Genomic DNA, 18,304 nt, shown 5'->3' with positions numbered 1-18,304 from the left:
GGCTATATGCAACAACTTAAACTTCCAACTGATCCGGTAAAGCCATCGGTTTTCACTCGGCTGTTACTGTTTGCAACGTATTTTGTTGCCATTGAAGCAGTTCCGGTGGTACTGCTTTGGATTCGGAATGCAGCTTCGAATCAAATCTTACTGCGCAGTGCGCTGGCAGTTCTTTATATTGGCGGTTTTCTGGCCATTATTTTCGCCTTAATTCACAGTCTGAAACACGTGACTGATCAGTCCTACTGGCATTGGCCGACGATCAAGGAAGTTCAGCTGATTTTGATGACGTTTGTGGCAGCGATTGCCGTTGAGATGGTGTTTAATCTGATCAATCGCAGTGTGTTTCATCAGTCACAGACCGCTAATAATGAAGCTATCAAAGTGTTGCTTTCCAGTGACCACTGGATCTTTTACCTGCTGATGTTTTCGGGGGTTTTCCTCTCACCCGTTGCTGAAGAGCTGCTGTTCCGCGGATATCTGATGAACGCTTTTTTTAAACCGGATCGTTTCTGGCTGCCGATTATTGTCAGTGCCATTTTCTTCTCACTGGCGCATGCCAGCACGACCATCGCTAGTTATTTGATCTACATGACGTTAGGCTTTTTCTTGGCGTATACGTACCGACGTACCAAGAATCTAGGAGCGTCGATTGGGCTACACATGCTTAACAACTTGATTGCGATGATCGGTATGGCTGCTATGATTCATTAGGTAAAATAAAAAAACTTTGACCTGAATTCTTTCGGGTCAAAGTTTTTTTAGTTGTTCGCTGTTATGCTTCGTGAATGAGATCTTTATTGCTGATGTTATCCAGTTTCGTCATCACTTGGTGAACCTGATCTAATAACTGATTGTAATCAACGTCGTCAAATCCCATCAAATCAATACAGTCGTTGACCCGGGCGTAAACTTCATCACGTTTTTCTAACGCGTAATCGGTTAAATCGACATTGACCTGCCGTTCATCTTGATCACTGCGTTTACGGGAGATCCAGCCCTGCTTTTCCAGTCGTTTCAAAAGCGGTGTCAAGGTCCCGCTATCCAGGTTCAAATGGCTGCCTAGTTCCCGCACCGTCATCGGTGACGTTTCCCAAAGTGCAAGCAGGGTGATGTATTGCGGGTAAGTTAAATGAAATGGTTTCAGTGCATCCTGATAAAAATGATTGAATTTCTTGCTGGCGCTATAGAAGGCGAAACAAAGCTGTTCGTCTAGTAAGCGTGGCGTTGTATTTGACATATAAGAACCTTCTTTCCAATTGTTGCACAGGTTAATCGTGTGCAACTAAATTGTTCTGTTGTTGTCATTTTATCGTGTTGTTCCTAATTTGTCTATAAAGTTGAAGTAATTATTATCATATTTATGCCTTTAATTGGTTCCGCTTCCTAAAGGTAAGGAAACGCGCTGCTGAATCAGCTGAACGATGGCTACCACCATGATGAGTTTAATGAACCCAGGAATCAGAAACGGCAGGAAACCAACTAAAAAGGCATTCGTCAAGCTTAGCTGATTACTGACAATAAGCCAAAGACTACCCATGATTAATTGCAAAATAGAACCGAATAAATTAGCGGTGAGCAGTGCTGCAATAGTCTTTTTACGTTTTTCTAACCACCAGGCGGTGAGGGTGACGTAAACGAAGAATCCCCATAGATAACCAGCGGTGGGGCCGAAAAGGGCAGCTAAACTGGTTGAACTGCCAGCAAAGACGGGCAGCCAAATCAGGCCAAGCAATAAATATAGGAAAATCGCTTTTTGTCCCGTTCGAACGGTCAGCAGTGAGGCGATGATACCCACTGCTAGGGTTTGACCGGTTAACGGAATCGGGCCAAGCGGAACGGTTATCTTAGAGCAAACCACTAGAATAGCTGCAAATTGACTGGCAAGGATCCAACTGAGCAAGGATTTATTTGAATTCATGATATACCTCCAACTAGGTTATGTTAGAAATTATACCATGAACTGGATATAGTCAAGTATTTAATCTGGAATTACATAAAATAATGCGCGACCTAATCGTATTCGGTATAATTGACGTCTGAGGGGGCGTTAGAATGTTTATGTCAACTGGCAGTTTTAATCAGACCCATATCATTAAAGGTGTGATTGCAGTCACAGTTTCAACCATGCTCAGTTCGGAAAAGCCGGATGAGTTTTCAAAGTTTGATGGGCTTTTTGATCAGGCCAAGCAAAAAATGTTCGAACAGGCGAAGAAAAAGCAGGGCGATGGAATCGTTGACGTTTCGTTCAACACTGAAGTTGTGCGGATGAGCGTTGCACCGAAGTTTTTGGTGGTACACGGGTATGGAACGGTGATTTCATTGCCGAAGAATCAGGGTGAGAAGAACACGGATGGGGAATAGTCTGATGCGGATATTTAGAAGGTACTAGTTAGTATTTTTTTAAAAAGCGACTCAGCGAATTTTACTATGTATAAGAGACTGTGCCATAAGTCTATAATGATAAGTATTTCAATCAATCCTTAATCCGAATTAGTTGTGACTGTACTTCGGTTTTATCCGGTTATATAGTCTAAGTGCGTTCCAAAACTCAGATTCCGGCCATTTAACGCAAATAATGCCCATTCCGTAAAAACCGCGGAATAGGCATTATTCACGTTAAATTCTGGAATCTACCGAGTTTTGTCACAGCTTGGTATAAATATGATTGCTATAACTTATTTTAGCGATGTAGTCATGATCAGAATGAACCGCCGACAACCATGTGCTCTTGCCACCCTAGTTTAAAATCAGAGCTTTACTGCGCCTAATTATTGATTATCGTTCGAGAAGTTTTTATCGTTGAATGATTGTTCGTTAGAGTCGAAATTCGTAGCTGAACTGCCTGATGCAGTTTGGGTTGAGTCAGCAGTTCCGCGACGAATAGCTCGGCGACTTAATATTTCTTTTGCGGCGGCTTCCTCAACGTTATCTTGATCTGCCCGTAGCCAGCCACCAATTAAAAATAGGTCAACGATGTTCCAGATACCAGTGATGATAACGCCGAATCCTAAAGTAAGGACGGTGATTAACGTCATTGCTACGGCTGAACCGATTTTCTTCATGTAATAGCGATGACCGCCGACCGTACCGAAGAATATGCATAGTAGATAAGCTACAGCGGCAGACTTCTTTCGCTTTTCAACTTCGGAATTGACCAACATTAATTCTTCGTTTGTTAGTTGATCACGGTAATACTGATTGTTCATATTGAACGCTCCTAGAGAATTTCAGCTTTTTAAGTCATCAGGATTTGGACTGAATATTCTGACTTTAATCTACCACTAATCAGGTACTTAAGGTTACTCAAATCGGTAGATGAGGGGAATTTATTCGCTATCATGTTTTGTGAGTGAACCACTAATATTTAGCTACGAGTGAAATACCGGCATAGATCGCCCAATAAACAAAAATAGGAACATCGCCAAACGTGAATTTGACAATGTTCCCATACTTTTGTGAATCGTATTCTTTATTATGCCCCGAGCAGGATTCGAACCTGTACTTGGTTACCCAAACAGCGACCTGAACGCTGCGCGTCTGCCAGTTCCGCCACCGGGGCATCACAACAGGAATAATCATACACTATTATGAGTGGTTTTGTAAAGCAATTTTATGCGACCTTTTTACATTTTCTTGCAAAATGATTTTAATCAATACTTGGTAAATTACGAGAGGAAGAAGAATCGTTCTTGGAAGTCGAGTAAGTTTTGTTCTTCAACTGCTGATCAACGAAACTGAAGGTGTAAGTTTTCCGGTTATCCTGATCTAAATAAATCAGAATCTGAGAACTGTAGGGACCCTTACTGCCCATGACCATTTCCTCGGTAGGCATTCCCAGCTGCTTTCTAACGCTAGCGAGCTGACTGCCTTTCTTGATCCGCTGATAGTCATCGGACCGCACTTTATTGGAGGAGCCGATATGGAAGACGTTTTTGGAAACGGCTTTACCCTTGACGATATCGATGCTGATCGCAGTATAAGTATGCTTGCTGTTGTGGTGTGAGAACGTCCAAGTATAAACGTTAGAGCCCCTTGCTGTTCCCCGTTCAGTGGCTTTAGATTCCCTATCGGGCTGCCCCATGACGGCGAAGACCTGCGCTTTTGAGCTGCCACCGTTACCTGTGGTGATATCACCAGTTTTGACTTGGGTAAATTTGGTCAGCATCTTTTGATCAATCGACGACTGGTTTCTAACCCGTTTAGTTTTCTTCACGGGTTGAGCTGACGGATTGACCTTGGCAGCTGAAGTGGATGATTTAGTTGATCGGTTGCCGCATCCTGCTAAAGACACCGTAGCAAGTAGGGCTATCACAGCGGTTAAAAGCTTTTTCATGATAATTACTCCTTCTACACTACATCTTCCCATACTCAAACTAGGCGTGCAAGCTGAGGCCGTTAACTTTCCAATCACTTATTGGAATTCAAATCAGCAAACACGTCAGAAAACAGCTGGCAAAGCAGAATATTCGTTAAGTTAAGCAATTCTTAACCTCTTAAATTTGATTAAATGATGGCGGTTACATGACTGCTATTGCCAACTTATGCCAGCTGTGTTACCAACTATCGTCAGGATACAAGTCTTGACGGGGTTGTATTGCGTAAGTACAATGTGAAAGTTGTTGTCTGAACTGACATATTTGGGACATATTAGATAGTTATGACTAAGCAATCAAACAACTTGCCAGTTATCGGCGAGAAAATCGTCAAGGGAGCTTTTAGATGAATATACTTAGTGGATTTGTGGTTTTGTACCCGATGATCGTTTCACTGGTGTGGATCATGGGTGCAATCTTTTTTCGTATTCAGCAGCGTCAAATTCCTTTAAAAAAGCCTGGTAAAGGGGAACCAGAGCAGCTGGTATCAGTGTTGATCCCAGCTCATAACGAGGAAGCAACGCTACACGAAGTTGTTGAATCAGTTGCGAATTTAGATTATCAAAAAATTGAATTAGTTTTAATCGACGACGGCAGTGCGGATAATACGTTAGCCGTCATGTACGATTTACAGAAACAGTATCAGGGCCAGTTTCCAATTAAAATCGTGCCCATCGTTAAGAATGGCGGGAAAGCTCACGCCTTAAACGTTGGGCTGGATAGCGCTACTGGCGAATACCTGCTTTGTTTGGATTCTGATTCTTACATTGATCAGGATGCGTTAAAACCAATGATGCTGGAATTTTATAACGATGCCAACGTTGGCGCTGTTGCCGGTCGGCCGGTGGTTCGTAATCGGACCACGTTGCTGGGCCGTCTGCAGCTGTTGGAATACATTGGGATCATCGACATTATTAAACGGGGACAAGCCTTTATTACCGGGCACATCACAACGGTTTCTGGTGTGATCGTGGTCTACCGGAAAAAAGCAGTTAAAGAAGTTAACCGCTGGACGGTTGAAGCATTGACGGAAGATATTGATATGACCTGGAAACTTTATTCACATCATTGGCGCGTGGCCTATTGCCCGCAGGCGGTTTCTTGGATCCTGGTTCCGGAACACATGAAAGCACTTATTCGTCAGCGCCGCCGTTGGGCCCGTGGCGGGTTGGAAGTGCTGATTCGTAACCGTAAGCTGATCTTTACCGGTAAGTTAGCTGAACAGTGGCTGCTGATCGATATGGTGGTCAGTAATTTATGGGCGTTAAGCTGCTTTTTCATGATCGTTTTATACGTACTGACCATGCTCTTTGCGCACGCGTTGATTTTGGACGGCGGAGTGCTGTTTGTTTTAACACTGATCAGTATTATTCAGTTTGTGATCGGCTTTACCAGTTCGCAGCGGCAGGGTTACATTGACTGGCAGGATCTATTGCTGTTGCCAATGTACTTTGTGTTCTACTGGGTGGTTAACCTGATCAGCTGTATCACGGCGCTGGGTTCCTTCTTCCTTGATCCGAAGCGGAAGGGAACCTGGTCAAGTCCAGATCGGGGGGTCTAAAAATGGATAAAGATAAATTAGTTATTCGTAAAAAGACCTCGCTTTGGTCACGGTTGCGACGGATGATCCTGCTGATTATTCTTTGGGCAGTGGCAATCTACGTTCTCGCCATCAACCTGTGCTTTATTTTTGGGGTGTACTCCGACGGCTTAGTCGTGAACTATTCACTGTTCAACCTGTCGTTTCACCTGTATAAATTATTAGGTTATTTGATCATTACCATTGGTGGAATCGTTGCGGTGTACGGGGTGATCCATATTCGCAATCTCAAACGAAAGGCGGCGGCTCATGACAAAGACAATGCGTAAATGGGTGTTAAGCATCATTATCGTGGTGTTCGTTGGTTTGATCGCCGTTAACGTTCGCAAGAGTGTTAAGTTCGAAGTGGGTACCCGGGAAAACTATGCGCTAGCAAGCAATGACGCCAAAACCAAGAACGGTATCATGGTGCTTTGCTACCACCGGATTTTAAACGACGATGATAAGATGGTTAAAACCGTTGAAGCACTAACGCCCAACAATCAGCTGCACGTCTACAATGTGAACGTTTCTGCATTTAGAAAACAGATGCGCTTCTTGCATCAGCATCATATTAGGGTGATTTCAACGGCGCAAATGGTAAACATGTTGAAAAATAACCAACCGATTCATGGTAAATACGTGGTGTTAACGTTTGACGACATTGACCGGACGATGGTTGAAAATGCCGCTCCCGTCATGAAACAGTATGACTACCCATTTACAGCCTCCATTATCACTGGTTCTACCGGCCAATACATCGGTGGTGAGCAGCTGGCCACTTGGCCTCAGATCATGAAACTGTACCACTCAGAGAATGGTAAAATGGAACTTGGTGTTCACACCAATTACATGCACTACTTGGTTAAGGGCACGCCCGCTTTTAATTTGAAACGGAACTACCCGAAATTCACTCGGGACTACGCTACCAGTCAAAGAGTGATGAAAGAAAAGACCGGGCACACAACGCCAATCTTTACTTATCCTTACGGTAGCGGTACGCCGCTGGTCCAGAACTTTCTGGTTCACCAGTTCCGACTGCGGGTGATTTACACGTTGAATAACGGTATTGTCACCAGTGAGAACAGTTTGCGACTGGCACCACGGATGATTGTGACTACGGATAGCTGGCCAAGTATCGCGCGTTGGCTGGAAAAGTAGGAGTTAGACTTACAGCACGATTTCTTTTTGAGTTATTTTGGACGGATACTTGCATTAATCAACTAATTGTGACATGATGAGCATACAAGCTGGGGGTGCTTTTTGAGCTGAGATGGCCATTGCCAGACCCTTTGAACCTGAGAGTTAGTACTTATGTAGGGAAGCTGATTGAATGTGTGCACAACAGAGCCCTCGAAGCCTAGCTTTGAGAGCTTTTTTCTTACCCAGGTTTATGGCTGAGTTCACTAAGAAGGGACATGAAATCGTTAGCGGATATATGATAGCAAATAAAGCAAGTAAGCGATGATTAGCAGTTGGAATGGCAGGTGAACAGGGAGGTGGCTGCTTTACAATTTGGTCTGAATTCATGTTGACGTGGTGTTCATAGTCTAAATCATGAAAGGATTCTAACAATGAAAAAGCATTTTCATATTCAAGACATTATTTTAATTACGATTATTGCGTTAATCTTTGGTGCTATTTTTGTGGGAACTGATTACTTGTACAACGTGCTATCATTAGCAGTTGGACCGTTTGCTAACGAAATTTTATACGGTATTTGGATCATGGCTGGTCCGTTAGCAATTTATTTAACTCGGATTCCGGGGGCTGCAATTGTTGGTGAAGTGCTAGGTGCAATTGCGGAAGTGCTATTCGGCGGAACCTTTGGTATTTCGATACTGTTTTCAGGAATTATTCAGGGTGCTGGGACTGAACTTGGTTTTGCTGCTTGGCGCTATAAAAACTGGGGCTGGAGCAGTTTGCTAGCCTCAGCCGTAACGACGACAATTGTTGCTTTTGCATACGATCTCTTTAGATTAGGTTATGCACGCTACTCGATTGGGATGCTTGCCGCACTCTTTTCTGTTCGGTTGATTTCCATCATTTTCTTCGGGGCAATTCTGGTTCACAGTATCTTTGCACTATTGAACCGTGCTCATGCTTTACGTCATCTGGGACCAGAAAAATAAGCGTTAAGGAGCCGTCTATTGAGACGGTTTCTTTTTGAGCATTTTGGCGTAAATACTTGCATTAATCAACCAATTATGACATGATAAGTACACAAGCTAGGGGTGCTCTTATTGAGCTGAGATGGCAATTGCCAGACCCTTTGAACCTGAGAGTTAGGACTCACGTAGGAAAGCTGATTGAACGTGTGCACAATAAAACTCTCGAAGTCTAGCTTCGAGAGTCTTTTTTATTTCCCCAGGTTCATGGCTGAGTTAACCATGAAGGGATATGAAGCAATGACGGATATACGGCAGCGATTGCAACGGGCAATCGATGAGCAGAAGTCGAGTCTGCTGGCAATTTTGCAGCAGCTGGTGGCGTTTCAGACGGTTTCACCGCCGGCTAGGAACACGGCTGACATTCAGGCGTATGTGAAACAGCAGATGGAACAGGCGGGGTTTGCAGCTAAGCAGCAACCATTTTATGAGCAGGATGCGCTGGTTTCTGGAAAATTAACTGGCGCGGACGCCATTAATCATCGTAGTTTGTTGTTAAACGGCCACGTAGACGTGGCGGCGCTGACTGATTTGGATAAATGGGCAACGGACCCGTTTCAATTAGTTCAGCAAGATGATCAGCTATATGGTCGTGGCGTCAGCGACATGAAGGGGGCAGTTGCGTGTTTTCTGTACCTCTTTCAGTTATTAAAACAGTTAGATATTCATTTGCCGGGGGACTTATTGTTTCAGTCGGTAGTCGGTGAAGAAGCCGGTGAAGCTGGCACCAAAACTTTATTGGCACAGGGCGAGACAGCCGATTTCGCGGTGGTTGGCGATACCAGTAACCTGGCGTTTCAAGGCCAAGGCGGCGTAGTGACCGGCTGGATCACACTGAAAAGCCCCCACACGTATCACGACGGCAACCGCGTGAATATGATGCGGGCTGGCGGCGGTTTGAAGGCGGCCAGTATGGTTGAAAAAATGCCCGTGGTGATTGAAGCTTTGCAAAAGCTGGAGCATTATTGGGCGGTTACCAAGCAGTACCCGGGCTTTCCAGCAGGGACGAATACCATCAATCCAGCATATATTGAAGGCGGGATTCACCCGGCGTTCGTGGCCAACGAGTGCCGATTGTGGATCACGGTTCATTTTTACCCGGACGAAACCATCGATGGCGTGACGCATGAGATTGAGGCAGCCGTCACAGCAGCGGCCAAGGCGGACCCCTGGTTAAAGGATATGTTGCCGACCTTTAGCTGGGGCGGTGATTCCATGCTGGTAGATAAGGGAGAAATTTTTCCGCCACTGGCTATCGATAAGACATTACCGGCAGTGCTGCTGCTGAAACAGAGCCATCAACGCCAGCTGGGAGTACAGCCCGCCATCAATATGTCCACATCCGTATCGGACGGTGGCTGGTTTGATTTTTACCACATTCCAGCAGTAACGTACGGCCCCGGCGAAATGGAACAGGCGCATAGCGACAACGAAATGGTCCGGATGTCTCAGTTGCTGGACTACACTAAAATCATCGCTGATTTCGTACTGAACTGGTGCGCTCAGCCTAAATAATGAAAGGATCTTTTCCAATGAAAAAACAATTTCATCTCCAGGATATTATTTTAATAACTATGATTGCACTGATCTTTGGTGCTATTTTTGTGGGCACTGATTACTTGTACAACGTGCTGTCAGTGGCTGTTGGCCCGTTTGCTAACGAAATTTTATTCGGTCTTTGGATTATGGCTGGCCCATTAGCAATTTACTTAACCCGGATTCCGGGAGCCGCAATCGTTGGTGAAGTATTAGGTGCAGCTGCCGAGGTGGTGTTTGGCGGGACCTTCGGGATTGCCGCGCTGCTTTCCGGTATCGTGCAGGGAGTCGGCAGTGAACTTGGCTTCGCTGTTTGGCGTTACAAGAACTGGGGCTGGGTAAGCCTCCTGACTTCAGCACTAACGACCACCATTGTGGCATTCACCTATGAAGTCTTTAAGCTGGGGTACACCCACTACACCATCTGGATGATCATCGCGTTATTCGCAGTCCGGCTGCTTTCCGTTATCTTTTTTGGTGCGGTGTTAGTTCACAGTATTTTTAAACTGTTGGATCGCGCTCACGCTTTACGTCATCTGGGACCGGAAAAATAGTAAGTGCAGTTAGTTGCTTCTGTCCGCCAAATTGAGTATTTTTTAGGCGTTGTTAAACCAATGCCACATTCTTTGGAGGAGTGAACATGTTAAAAATCGACGATTCAATTGCACGGTTAGCTTGGAATACGGAACATCATTTTTTGCATATTCAAGCTCAGCACGCCTTTATACGTGCCTGGGCGATTCAGTTCGAATTAGGGTACACGGATCTGCGGATGATTCAGTTTGCGCTGCAACTGGCTGATCCAGCACAACTGGAATTACTAGCTGAGCTGACGGCTGCCTATCAGAAAGTTTATCAGTACGAATATGCCTTTGTTGCCGGCGGCCTGGATGGGTTCAACCAGCAGTTTGGTGATCAAATTGATGACTATGAGCAGGCAGAAAAACAGTTGTTAAGTGTGTTAGATCAGATCAAGGCACTTTCAGCGTAAACGTTATTATTGAGGCTCGTTTAAGCGGCAAACTTAAACGGGTCTTTTATCGTTCGAATTGGAAGCTAATGATTCATTCCTTCTCAATCATGTGGTAACATGATTAAAGCGGTATTTTAGCGGGATAATTCGCCCGTCAGGAGTACGAGTAATTTTAAGCAGGGGAGTGGCAACACATGGTTCACAAGCTTTGGCGTCAATTTCCACAAGTTGAGACGGAATTAAAAGCGCTTCAGCCGTACATCGTGGAAGCAGTCAAATTGCCAAATCAACCCATTCACGATCAAATATTAGCGTTGCTGCAGTCGGGTGGTAAACTATTGCGGCCTGGCTTCTTCTACCTGTTCAGTGAATTCGGCGATCAGCATGATGATGACGTGCTGCGGGCAGGAGCAGCCGCTTTGGAGTTACTGCACGTTGCAACGCTGATTCATGATGACGTTATTGACCAGTCACCGCTGCGCCGCGGTGTGACGACCATCCATACGCTTTACGGTTCCCGTAACGCCATCTACGCGGGTGATTACCTCTTCACCATTTACTTCAAAGAAGTCCTGAAAACCACTCATGACATGGCTGAACTGCAGTTAAACATCCAAAGCATGCGTGAAATTTTGGTGGGTGAACTGGAACAAATGAAACTGAACTATAAGCGCAACGTTACTGAGGACGATTATTTCCGGGAAATCAGTGGCAAAACCGCCGAACTGTTTTGGCTCAGCTGCCGGCAGGGGGCAGTTCTTAGTCACAGTGACGATCAGGTTATAGCGTTAGCGGGGCAAATCGGGATGACCATTGGAAAGGCCTATCAAATTCTAGATGACATTCTTGATTACAATGGTCAGTCGCAAAAGACCCAGAAGCCGGTACTAGAAGATCTCAAATCCGGCGTGTATTCTTTACCGTTGATTTTGGCGATGAAGGATGCCAGAAGCGCGTTTAAGCCGTACCTTAATAAGAAAGCACAGATGACCGCTGCTGATCTGCAGACAGTTCAGCAGCTGGTAGCGCGGTATCAAGGAGTCGCAAAGGCCCAGTTGGAGGCCAGCAAGCTGACCCAGGAAGCATTGGACTTGATTGATCGATTGCCTGAACAGCCAGTCAAAGCCGATTTAAGAACTTTGACTGCCATGCTGTTAAAACGAGACGAATAGTGTTAACAAACGACCAGCCAGGTTGCGGTTTACTTTGACCGTAAATCTGGCTGGTCGACTATTTCCAGGCTGTTTTAGGACTACGGGATATCACTAATTTTCACTCAGAACCCTCATTATTTTGTCGTAATTATGGTATGATTTAAGTCAGAAGAATGATTGATTGACACGCCTGCAGTAATCGCTATCACTGGCAGAGCAAGCCCGTTCTACGATCATGAGGAGGTATTGCATATGTCTGAAGAAGCTGAAAAGGAATTTTCACCACTTGAAAACAAAGTCATGGCAGCACTGGAAGATGTAATCGACCCAGAATTAGGCATCGATATGGTCAATCTCGGTTTGATCTATGATATCAAGGTTGATGAGAAGGGCCACTGTGTGATCACCATGACCTTAACCACCATGGGCTGTCCACTGGGCAATCTACTGAACGATTCAATTACCGAAGCGGTTACCTCAGTTGACGGTGTGGAAAGCTGTGATATTAATCTGGTTTGGGAGCCGGCATGGAGCATTGACCGGATGAGCCGGTTTGCGAAGGTCGCATTAGGCATTCACGGTTAAACAATAAGAATAGGGTTGATTTCAATGGATATCGCAAAATTTGTTGAGCGACGTAAATCGCTGCATATTTCGCAAGTCAGAATGTGTGAGGGCATCTGCACCCAATCAACGCTGAGTAAATTTGAAAGTGGCGGTCACGTGCCATCGCTGAAGATTCTATCAAAGCTCTGCGCGCGGATCGGACTCACCATTGATGACTTGAACGAATCGAATAAAGTCAGTGCCAACCAGCTCAAGGTGGATTTGGATTCACTTGAGCGGGAACTTATTATGGAAAATTATCAACGGGTTTTGAAGGGCCTCTCTGCTATCGATGAGCAGCAGTTGGATTCGATTCTGTTAAAGATGCAGTTCTACTACCTGCGGGGTTTCATGGGGGCACTGATCAATCAGCCGCCGGAAGAGGTTTTGTACGACTTTTCGCAAATCTTAAATGATTTAGACGAGTCCCACGAAACCATCTTCACCCAGTTGGTCTACGTTGGCTCCGGTGTGATGTATAACCGGCTGCAGCAGACGGACCGTGCTAACTTTTACTTCAAAAAAGTTCATTCGTTTATCCGCAACGTGCTGAAGGACGAACAACTGTACTTTAACCGAGTGGGTGACAACTATTTGCGGTTGCTGACCATGATTTTCTTCACGGCTAGTTACTATAATTCGGTTGGCCAGCTAAAAGCTAGTGAAAAACTGGTGGCTAAAGGTGTGGACATGTGTGCGGAACACCACGTGACCTACTTCTTGCCACGGCTGAAGTTTCTGGCTGCGAAAAACGCCATTGAAGAAAAACAGGATAAAGAAGTCGTTGACCGTTTGATCAACGAGGTGCTGGCTTTTGCCCGCATCAACGATAATCAAGTGATTGAAGTTAAGGCAGCCGCTTTGAATACCCGTTACGAAAAGGGCGAATCTTTGGCTGATTTAACGCCGTAATAAAACGCATGTTGCAGTAAAATTGCTGCAACATGCGTTTTGTGTGTAAATGCTTGCGAAACACCCGGAACAAGACTATTCTCGGTTTAAAATTAATTGGAGGAATCTATCATGGAATTAACGGATACAGATTATAATATTTTAGATGCAATCGCTTCGGGTAAGGTGGAGCCTGGAACCAGTCCACGGCACTTTGTGGACTACTGTGACAACGTGATTGGCGGTGATCCGCAGCCCCTGATCGATGCTGGTTATATTGACGCTGAGCCGTACATTAACGGGCTCACGGAAAAGGGAAAGCAAGCTCTTGCCAACCGAAAAAAGTAAGGTTGATTTCAGTGATTACCAAAGCGCCAAGCAGGCAATTTTGATTCAGCTGCAGCAATGGCACTGGCAGATCACTTACGTGGAAGAAGCGGTGCGCAAGCAGAGCGACTTTGAAGCCGTCATTCAGGAAAATCGCCGGTTGCGGCTGGCAATTCGGGACAGTTATCAGGCAAATCAGAAGCTGTCCAGGCGTGAACCAATGGCGTCTCAGCGGCTGCACCGGCGTTATTTGCAGGTGTTGCTGAATTTATCAAGCCAGATTGTCTCCATCCCGTCGAAGTCCATGGCGTATTACGATTTGATAGGGTTTAAAGATCATCTATTAGAAGCAATTGACTACATTGAAGATAAGTCACCAGAAAAGGGGATTGAATAACATGCAATTGCTCATCGGCGACGTTGCAGAATTGCACTTACGGCAACGAAAAGCAGAGATTAAACTGTTCTTCGATAGCATTGGGTATCAGCTGTCCGCTAGCGGCGAAGAGCTCGTTTCACTGACCAGTGAGTACGCTCAGCTCAGCGTTCAGCCACCCGTTACTTTCGTGCGGCATGATCAGGATCATTTTCTGGATATTCAGTCAAACGGGAAGAGCATGACACTGCCTTATGCGAAGCAGCCTGGTGGTACTAGGAAATAGGCTTAAAGGTGAGTAGGATGCAACCACTGCTGAACTAAGTTTCGGTTCAAATACAGGACTGGGATCAGCAGCAATATTGCCAAAATGCCGCAAGATGGAAAGCCCCATGCACCAGAAAAGACGTCCATCATACTGCCTACGTAAAGGCTGCCAATGGGGGTAGTACCCTGGTTGAGCAGCACATAGATGCTCATTACCCGGCCACGAAGACCGTTGGGAATTGAAAATTGGAACGAGGCATTTGATTGATTCAGAAAAATCATGTTGCAAAAACCGATGGCAACCATCATGGCGATGGCTAGGGGATAGCTGTGAATAAAGATCATTAAGGTTTGCAGTGTAGCCGTTCCCAGGCCAACTGCCAGGTAGATGTTTCGCTGCAGGCCGAAGCGGGAGAGGTAACTCATCAAGAAAGCCGCAATCAGGGAGCCGATTCCAGTGGCGGACAGTAGGTTAGCATAGGTTTGGGCACCTGAATTAAGGACGGTTTTCGCGAAAATAGGAATAATGACATTATTGTTATAGTTCAACGTGCAGACAATGATCATGAGTTCAGCGCTCATGCGCACGGCATCGTGGTGCCAGACGTAGAGCAAACCTTCCTTGACGTCTTTCCAAACGTGGCGCCCTTTGGTATTGACAATCAGTGCTGGCGTTTGGCGAATCAGAAATAGTCCCAGCAAAACCGCCAGATAACTAATGGAGTTGATCAGAAAGCAGAAGCCAATGCTGAATTTGACCATTAAAATACCGGCTAGGGATGGACCGGCAATTTTGGCTAGGTTAAACAGGGTGGAGTTCAGTGAAATACCGTTCATCAAGTCTTTTTGACCCACTAATTCCACCACGTAGGATTGCCGGGTTGGCGTGTCGAAGCTTTGCAGACAGCCGTAGATGATGGCAATTAACAAGATCTCCCAGTACTGGACAATTTTAGCGTAGACCAAGATGGTCATGGCGACACCCAGAATCAAGAACCCAGTTTGGGTGGTGAGGAGAATTAACTTTTTGGGATGGCGGTCAATGACGGTACCGGCGATGAGCGTCAGCAACAAAATGGGAATGAATTGGCAGGCGGTCAAAAGGCCAACTAGAAAAGCTGAGTTGGTCATTTGGTATACCAGCCAAGTTTGGGCGGTCCGCTGAACCCAGGTGCCCATCACTGAGATGATTTGACCGAACCAGAAATAACGAAAGTTACGATTTCGAAGTGAAGAACAAGTGCTGCGTAGAATGTTCAAGTTGACCATTCGCTTTCAGAATTAGTAATTTGGAATGAAGGCAATAAATTTTAATGTGTTTAAAAATGTTGCTTCAGTTATATCACAGAAGTGGTATCCGGCTCCAGCAGGCAGAGAGCTGCATGCAAGCGAAAAACAGCAAAACCCCAAGTGCGGGGGTTCTGCTGCTTTTCACTTACATTTCGCTCTCTAAGCGCCTGCTTCCGCACTTATATCGGGCTTCAGTGAGCAAAGAGCTGCATGTAACCATAAAGCGACAGAATCCCCAAAAATCAGGGGCTTCCGCCGCTTCATGATTACATTTCGCTCTTTAAGCGCTCACTTACGCACCTAGAATTTTTTTGACACCTTATACGGTTTTGAATTGCCCAGCTCGTTGTCATGAGTAATTTCATTATCTGATAGGAAAATATCAAATTGTTTTTGACTTTCCATACCCTTAACAACCAGGACGTGACCATCTTGAACGTGATTCTGGCGGTAGATTTGGGCACTCCTTACTGCTTCGTCGTAGTCGTGAAAATTGGCAATTGAATCACCGGGGTTGAAAAATATAAGATTGTCCATTAAAATCACTCCATTCATGGTTCAATTACATTATACCGCAAACGCTTACACGAGGCGAGTTTAAAGAAAACGTTATAAGGCACGATGTTTCCTAGTATTACAGCGATTTTTTTGATAAAATGTACAGTGTTTTGAATTACGTCTTGTAACATCTTTCACTGATCGTTCGAGTCGTGAGATTGGCGCACAGATTGCGCCGCGTGAAACGGTAAATAAATGTTAAAAAGGGGATTACAACATGTGTGGATTTGTTGGTTATGTCAACCAGACAGATGTGCCTAGCGATACGATCGTGAAGATGGCCAACCGTATTCGTCATCGTGGACCTGATGATGAAGCTTACTTTAATGATGACAAGGTCTCAATGGGCTTTCGTCGTTTATCAATCATTGACCTTGCGCATGGTAAGCAACCCATGTATAACCAGGATCAAACTAAAGTTTTAACTTTTAACGGTGAAATTTATAACTATAAAGATATTCGTAAAGACCTGCAGGATTTAGGCTACGAATTCCGGACGGACGTTGACTCAGAAGTCCTGATTCACGGTTACGATGCCTGGGGTCCAGATCTGCTCCAGCATTTACGGGGCATGTTTGCCTTTGCTATTTACGATTCTAAAACCGGTGACGTCTTTGGTGCCCGTGACCACTTCGGTATCAAGCCACTGTATTACTATGATGATGGCAAGACATTCCTTTGGGCTTCCGAAATTAAGGCTTTCTTGGAGCACCCTAACTTTAAAAAGGAATTTAATGAAGACTTATTGGCCATTCACTTAAGCTTCGAATTTATTCCTTCAAAGGATACGATGTTCAAGAATGTCTTCAAGCTGATGCCTGGTCACTACTTTATTCATAAGGCGGACGGTCACACTGAAACCCATGAATATTACAAGTTTAGTTATGACAATATCGATGAGAACCAAACTATCGAAGGCGACGCTAAGAAGATTCGTAAGATTGTCGACGATTCCGTTGATGCGCATATGATCGCCGATGTTGAAGTCGGCAGTTTCTTATCAAGCGGGATCGATTCCAGTTACGTATTGAACGAAGCCGCAAAGCTGAAGCCAATCAAGTCATTCTCATTAGGGTTCCATAACTCTAAGTACAGTGAACTGAGCTGGTCAACCGAATTTGCTAAGGAAATTCATCAGGAAAACACACCGTTGACCATGACGGGTGATGACTACTTCGACATTTTGCCAACTATCATGTACTACATGGATGAACCGTTATCTAACCCTTCAGCGATGCAGCTTTACTACCTGTCAAAGGGTACCCGTAAGCAGGTGAAGGTTGCGCTTTCTGGTGAAGGTGCCGATGAGTTCTTCGGCGGCTACAACACTTATTTGGAAGCTAAGCCATTCGAACGTTACCAGAAATACGTGCCAGGATTTGTCCGTAAGGGCCTGGCTAAAGCCGTGGTTAACTTACCAAGATTCCACGGCCGTCGGTTCTTAGTTCGTGGTGCAGAGCCACTGAGCGAACGTTACTACCGGGTAAACTACGTCTTTGATTACCATGATCGCGAGAAGATCTTGAAGAACCCTGATTTGAACCGTGATGCTGGTGAATACACGAAGCATATCTTTGACGATGTTAAAGGCAAAGATGAAATGACTCAAATGCAGTATTTTGACATTAACACGTGGCTGCCGTACGACATCCTGCACAAGGCTGATCGGATGAGTATGTGTAACTCCCTTGAAGTCCGGACACCGCTGGTTGATAAAGAAGTGGCTAAGTTTGCTGCTACCATGCCAATTAAGACGCGGATTCGCGGTACCGAAACCAAGGTTTCTCTGCGGACTGCTGCTTTGGCTGAACTGCCAGAACGGGTTGCTAAGAAGGAAAAGATGGGCTTCCCATCCCCAATTGCTAGCTGGATCAAGGAAGATAAGTACCGTAAGCGGATCGAAGAGGCATTTACCTCTGACGTTGCTAAGAAGTTCTTTAACACGGATGCCTTAATGGAGATTTTAAAAGAACACATCAATGGTAAGTCATCGATGCAAAAGATCTTCACTATCTACACCTTTATTCTTTGGTACGAAGTTTACTTCCCAGAGGATACGTCTGCAGATACGATCAGCAAAGTTCGTCGTACAGATATCGACAAGATTCCAGTTGCTAACTAAACTGCAATTTTCCATATGAAACCGGCTGAAATGTCGGTTTCTTTTTGGATAAAATGGTGAAATAATAGATTTTAAGCCTCA

General features: G+C 45.1%; 22 protein-coding genes, 1 tRNA gene and 2 riboswitches. Of the genes, 16 read left to right on the top strand and 7 right to left on the bottom strand.

What is annotated here, in order from left to right; translation table 11 throughout:
• Positions 1 to 6 precede the first annotated feature (6 nt).
• Positions 7 to 714 carry a CPBP family intramembrane glutamic endopeptidase gene (locus JUE95_RS08760; RefSeq protein ID WP_203650784.1) on the top strand — a complete coding sequence of 236 codons (708 nt, stop codon included), beginning with the start codon at positions 7 to 9 and terminating at the stop codon, positions 712 to 714.
• 61 nt (positions 715 to 775) lie between these two features.
• Here JUE95_RS08760 and JUE95_RS08755 read toward each other — a convergent pair whose 3' ends face one another.
• Together JUE95_RS08755 and JUE95_RS08750 are read right to left on the bottom strand one after the other, a co-directional pair.
• Positions 776 to 1,240 carry a MarR family winged helix-turn-helix transcriptional regulator gene (locus tag JUE95_RS08755; RefSeq protein ID WP_203650783.1) on the bottom strand — a complete coding sequence of 155 codons (465 nt, stop codon included), beginning with the start codon at positions 1,238 to 1,240 and terminating at the stop codon, positions 776 to 778.
• A gap of 129 nt (positions 1,241 to 1,369) precedes the next feature.
• Positions 1,370 to 1,921, bottom strand: a complete 552-nt coding sequence (locus JUE95_RS08750; RefSeq protein WP_203650782.1) for a biotin transporter BioY — start codon at positions 1,919 to 1,921, stop codon at positions 1,370 to 1,372.
• A gap of 134 nt (positions 1,922 to 2,055) precedes the next feature.
• On the opposite strand from JUE95_RS08750, the gene JUE95_RS08745 reads away from it, so the two are divergent.
• Positions 2,056 to 2,364: a hypothetical protein gene (locus tag JUE95_RS08745; RefSeq protein ID WP_203650781.1), complete on the top strand. Its 309-nt coding sequence runs from the start codon at positions 2,056 to 2,058 to the stop codon at positions 2,362 to 2,364.
• 407 nt (positions 2,365 to 2,771) lie between these two features.
• On the opposite strand, the gene JUE95_RS08740 is transcribed toward JUE95_RS08745, so the two are convergent.
• The 3 genes from JUE95_RS08740 to JUE95_RS08730 form a co-directional block, all read right to left on the bottom strand.
• A complete protein-coding gene (locus tag JUE95_RS08740; protein ID WP_203650779.1) occupies positions 2,772 to 3,209 on the bottom strand; it encodes a TM2 domain-containing protein in 438 nt (145 codons plus the stop codon).
• A 269-nt stretch (positions 3,210 to 3,478) separates the two neighbouring features.
• Positions 3,479 to 3,562: transfer RNA gene (locus JUE95_RS08735), tRNA-Leu, on the bottom strand.
• Between the two features lie 87 nt (positions 3,563 to 3,649).
• Positions 3,650 to 4,336, bottom strand: coding sequence for a DUF3862 domain-containing protein (locus tag JUE95_RS08730; protein WP_203650777.1), 687 nt, complete (start codon positions 4,334 to 4,336; stop codon positions 3,650 to 3,652).
• A gap of 386 nt (positions 4,337 to 4,722) precedes the next feature.
• Here JUE95_RS08730 and JUE95_RS08725 point away from each other — a divergent pair, with 386 nt between their 5' ends.
• The 13 genes from JUE95_RS08725 to JUE95_RS08665 all read left to right on the top strand — a co-directional run bounded on the left by JUE95_RS08725 (position 4,723) and on the right by JUE95_RS08665 (position 14,272).
• Entirely contained in the window at positions 4,723 to 5,937 is a 1,215-nt protein-coding gene (locus tag JUE95_RS08725; RefSeq protein ID WP_203650775.1) for a glycosyltransferase, read from the top strand.
• Positions 5,938 to 5,939: 2 nt separating this feature from the next.
• Positions 5,940 to 6,245 (top strand): hypothetical protein, encoded by a 306-nt coding sequence (locus tag JUE95_RS08720; protein WP_203650773.1) that lies wholly within the window; start codon positions 5,940 to 5,942, stop codon positions 6,243 to 6,245.
• Positions 6,226 to 7,116 carry a polysaccharide deacetylase family protein gene (locus JUE95_RS08715; RefSeq protein WP_203650771.1) on the top strand — a complete coding sequence of 297 codons (891 nt, stop codon included), beginning with the start codon at positions 6,226 to 6,228 and terminating at the stop codon, positions 7,114 to 7,116. The genes JUE95_RS08720 and JUE95_RS08715 overlap by 20 nt, the downstream gene beginning before the upstream one ends.
• An 81-nt stretch (positions 7,117 to 7,197) precedes the next feature.
• A riboswitch (TPP riboswitch) is annotated at positions 7,198 to 7,295 on the top strand.
• A 234-nt stretch (positions 7,296 to 7,529) separates the two neighbouring features.
• Positions 7,530 to 8,087, top strand: a complete 558-nt coding sequence (locus JUE95_RS08710; RefSeq protein ID WP_203650769.1) for an ECF transporter S component — start codon at positions 7,530 to 7,532, stop codon at positions 8,085 to 8,087.
• 88 nt (positions 8,088 to 8,175) lie between these two features.
• A riboswitch (TPP riboswitch) is annotated at positions 8,176 to 8,275 on the top strand.
• Positions 8,276 to 8,363: 88 nt separating this feature from the next.
• Positions 8,364 to 9,638, top strand: a complete 1,275-nt coding sequence (locus tag JUE95_RS08705; RefSeq protein ID WP_203650768.1) for an acetylornithine deacetylase — start codon at positions 8,364 to 8,366, stop codon at positions 9,636 to 9,638.
• Positions 9,639 to 9,655: 17 nt separating this feature from the next.
• Complete coding sequence (locus tag JUE95_RS08700) at positions 9,656 to 10,213, top strand: ECF transporter S component (protein ID WP_203650767.1); 558 nt, start codon at positions 9,656 to 9,658, stop codon at positions 10,211 to 10,213.
• An 86-nt stretch (positions 10,214 to 10,299) separates the two neighbouring features.
• Positions 10,300 to 10,650 (top strand): hypothetical protein, encoded by a 351-nt coding sequence (locus JUE95_RS08695; protein WP_203650766.1) that lies wholly within the window; start codon positions 10,300 to 10,302, stop codon positions 10,648 to 10,650.
• A gap of 176 nt (positions 10,651 to 10,826) precedes the next feature.
• Positions 10,827 to 11,804 carry a polyprenyl synthetase family protein gene (locus JUE95_RS08690; protein WP_203650765.1) on the top strand — a complete coding sequence of 326 codons (978 nt, stop codon included), beginning with the start codon at positions 10,827 to 10,829 and terminating at the stop codon, positions 11,802 to 11,804.
• 234 nt (positions 11,805 to 12,038) lie between these two features.
• Entirely contained in the window at positions 12,039 to 12,371 is a 333-nt protein-coding gene (locus JUE95_RS08685; protein WP_203650764.1) for a metal-sulfur cluster assembly factor, read from the top strand.
• A gap of 24 nt (positions 12,372 to 12,395) precedes the next feature.
• Positions 12,396 to 13,304, top strand: coding sequence for a helix-turn-helix domain-containing protein (locus JUE95_RS08680; RefSeq protein ID WP_203650763.1), 909 nt, complete (start codon positions 12,396 to 12,398; stop codon positions 13,302 to 13,304).
• Between the two features lie 111 nt (positions 13,305 to 13,415).
• Positions 13,416 to 13,631 (top strand): hypothetical protein, encoded by a 216-nt coding sequence (locus JUE95_RS08675; protein WP_203650761.1) that lies wholly within the window; start codon positions 13,416 to 13,418, stop codon positions 13,629 to 13,631.
• The gene (locus JUE95_RS08670) at positions 13,612 to 14,007 is read left to right on the top strand and encodes a hypothetical protein (protein WP_203650754.1); all 396 of its coding nucleotides are present in this window, start codon (positions 13,612 to 13,614) and stop codon (positions 14,005 to 14,007) included. The genes JUE95_RS08675 and JUE95_RS08670 overlap by 20 nt, the downstream gene beginning before the upstream one ends.
• Position 14,008: 1 nt before the next feature.
• Complete coding sequence (locus JUE95_RS08665; protein WP_203650752.1) at positions 14,009 to 14,272, top strand: hypothetical protein; 264 nt, start codon at positions 14,009 to 14,011, stop codon at positions 14,270 to 14,272.
• 2 nt (positions 14,273 to 14,274) lie between these two features.
• Here the strand turns inward: JUE95_RS08665 and JUE95_RS08660 are convergent, their stop codons facing one another.
• Together JUE95_RS08660 and JUE95_RS08655 are read right to left on the bottom strand one after the other, a co-directional pair.
• Positions 14,275 to 15,522: an MFS transporter gene (locus JUE95_RS08660; protein ID WP_203650751.1), complete on the bottom strand. Its 1,248-nt coding sequence runs from the start codon at positions 15,520 to 15,522 to the stop codon at positions 14,275 to 14,277.
• A 321-nt stretch (positions 15,523 to 15,843) separates the two neighbouring features.
• The gene (locus JUE95_RS08655; RefSeq protein ID WP_203650749.1) at positions 15,844 to 16,080 is read right to left on the bottom strand and encodes a hypothetical protein; all 237 of its coding nucleotides are present in this window, start codon (positions 16,078 to 16,080) and stop codon (positions 15,844 to 15,846) included.
• Between the two features lie 238 nt (positions 16,081 to 16,318).
• Here JUE95_RS08655 and asnB point away from each other — a divergent pair, with 238 nt between their 5' ends.
• On the top strand, positions 16,319 to 18,223 hold the full coding sequence (gene asnB / locus JUE95_RS08650; RefSeq protein ID WP_203650747.1) for an asparagine synthase (glutamine-hydrolyzing): 1,905 nt from the start codon (positions 16,319 to 16,321) through the stop codon (positions 18,221 to 18,223).
• Positions 18,224 to 18,304 lie beyond the last annotated feature (81 nt).

The sequence above is a fragment of the Secundilactobacillus yichangensis genome (assembly GCF_016861565.1).
GTDB classification, from domain to species: domain Bacteria; phylum Bacillota; class Bacilli; order Lactobacillales; family Lactobacillaceae; genus Secundilactobacillus; species Secundilactobacillus yichangensis.
The sequence above is the reverse complement of the archived record's forward strand: the minus strand, read 5'-3'. Positions and strand labels throughout refer to the sequence as shown.

Bases quoted from the DNA above. Each gene is read 5' to 3' on its own strand.
- JUE95_RS08760 (WP_203650784.1), top strand. From the start codon at position 7: ATGCAACAACTTAAACTTCCAACTGATCCGGTAAAGCCATCGGTTTTC.
- JUE95_RS08755 (WP_203650783.1), bottom strand. From the start codon at position 1,240: ATGTCAAATACAACGCCACGCTTACTAGACGAACAGCTTTGTTTCGCC.
- JUE95_RS08750 (WP_203650782.1), bottom strand. From the start codon at position 1,921: ATGAATTCAAATAAATCCTTGCTCAGTTGGATCCTTGCCAGTCAATTT.
- JUE95_RS08745 (WP_203650781.1), top strand. From the start codon at position 2,056: ATGTTTATGTCAACTGGCAGTTTTAATCAGACCCATATCATTAAAGGT.
- JUE95_RS08740 (WP_203650779.1), bottom strand. From the start codon at position 3,209: ATGAACAATCAGTATTACCGTGATCAACTAACAAACGAAGAATTAATG.
- JUE95_RS08730 (WP_203650777.1), bottom strand. From the start codon at position 4,336: ATGAAAAAGCTTTTAACCGCTGTGATAGCCCTACTTGCTACGGTGTCT.
- JUE95_RS08725 (WP_203650775.1), top strand. From the start codon at position 4,723: ATGAATATACTTAGTGGATTTGTGGTTTTGTACCCGATGATCGTTTCA.
- JUE95_RS08720 (WP_203650773.1), top strand. From the start codon at position 5,940: ATGGATAAAGATAAATTAGTTATTCGTAAAAAGACCTCGCTTTGGTCA.
- JUE95_RS08715 (WP_203650771.1), top strand. From the start codon at position 6,226: ATGACAAAGACAATGCGTAAATGGGTGTTAAGCATCATTATCGTGGTG.
- JUE95_RS08710 (WP_203650769.1), top strand. From the start codon at position 7,530: ATGAAAAAGCATTTTCATATTCAAGACATTATTTTAATTACGATTATT.
- JUE95_RS08705 (WP_203650768.1), top strand. From the start codon at position 8,364: ATGACGGATATACGGCAGCGATTGCAACGGGCAATCGATGAGCAGAAG.
- JUE95_RS08700 (WP_203650767.1), top strand. From the start codon at position 9,656: ATGAAAAAACAATTTCATCTCCAGGATATTATTTTAATAACTATGATT.
- JUE95_RS08695 (WP_203650766.1), top strand. From the start codon at position 10,300: ATGTTAAAAATCGACGATTCAATTGCACGGTTAGCTTGGAATACGGAA.
- JUE95_RS08690 (WP_203650765.1), top strand. From the start codon at position 10,827: ATGGTTCACAAGCTTTGGCGTCAATTTCCACAAGTTGAGACGGAATTA.
- JUE95_RS08685 (WP_203650764.1), top strand. From the start codon at position 12,039: ATGTCTGAAGAAGCTGAAAAGGAATTTTCACCACTTGAAAACAAAGTC.
- JUE95_RS08680 (WP_203650763.1), top strand. From the start codon at position 12,396: ATGGATATCGCAAAATTTGTTGAGCGACGTAAATCGCTGCATATTTCG.
- JUE95_RS08675 (WP_203650761.1), top strand. From the start codon at position 13,416: ATGGAATTAACGGATACAGATTATAATATTTTAGATGCAATCGCTTCG.
- JUE95_RS08665 (WP_203650752.1), top strand. From the start codon at position 14,009: ATGCAATTGCTCATCGGCGACGTTGCAGAATTGCACTTACGGCAACGA.
- JUE95_RS08660 (WP_203650751.1), bottom strand. From the start codon at position 15,522: ATGGTCAACTTGAACATTCTACGCAGCACTTGTTCTTCACTTCGAAAT.
- JUE95_RS08655 (WP_203650749.1), bottom strand. From the start codon at position 16,080: ATGGACAATCTTATATTTTTCAACCCCGGTGATTCAATTGCCAATTTT.
- asnB (WP_203650747.1), top strand. From the start codon at position 16,319: ATGTGTGGATTTGTTGGTTATGTCAACCAGACAGATGTGCCTAGCGAT.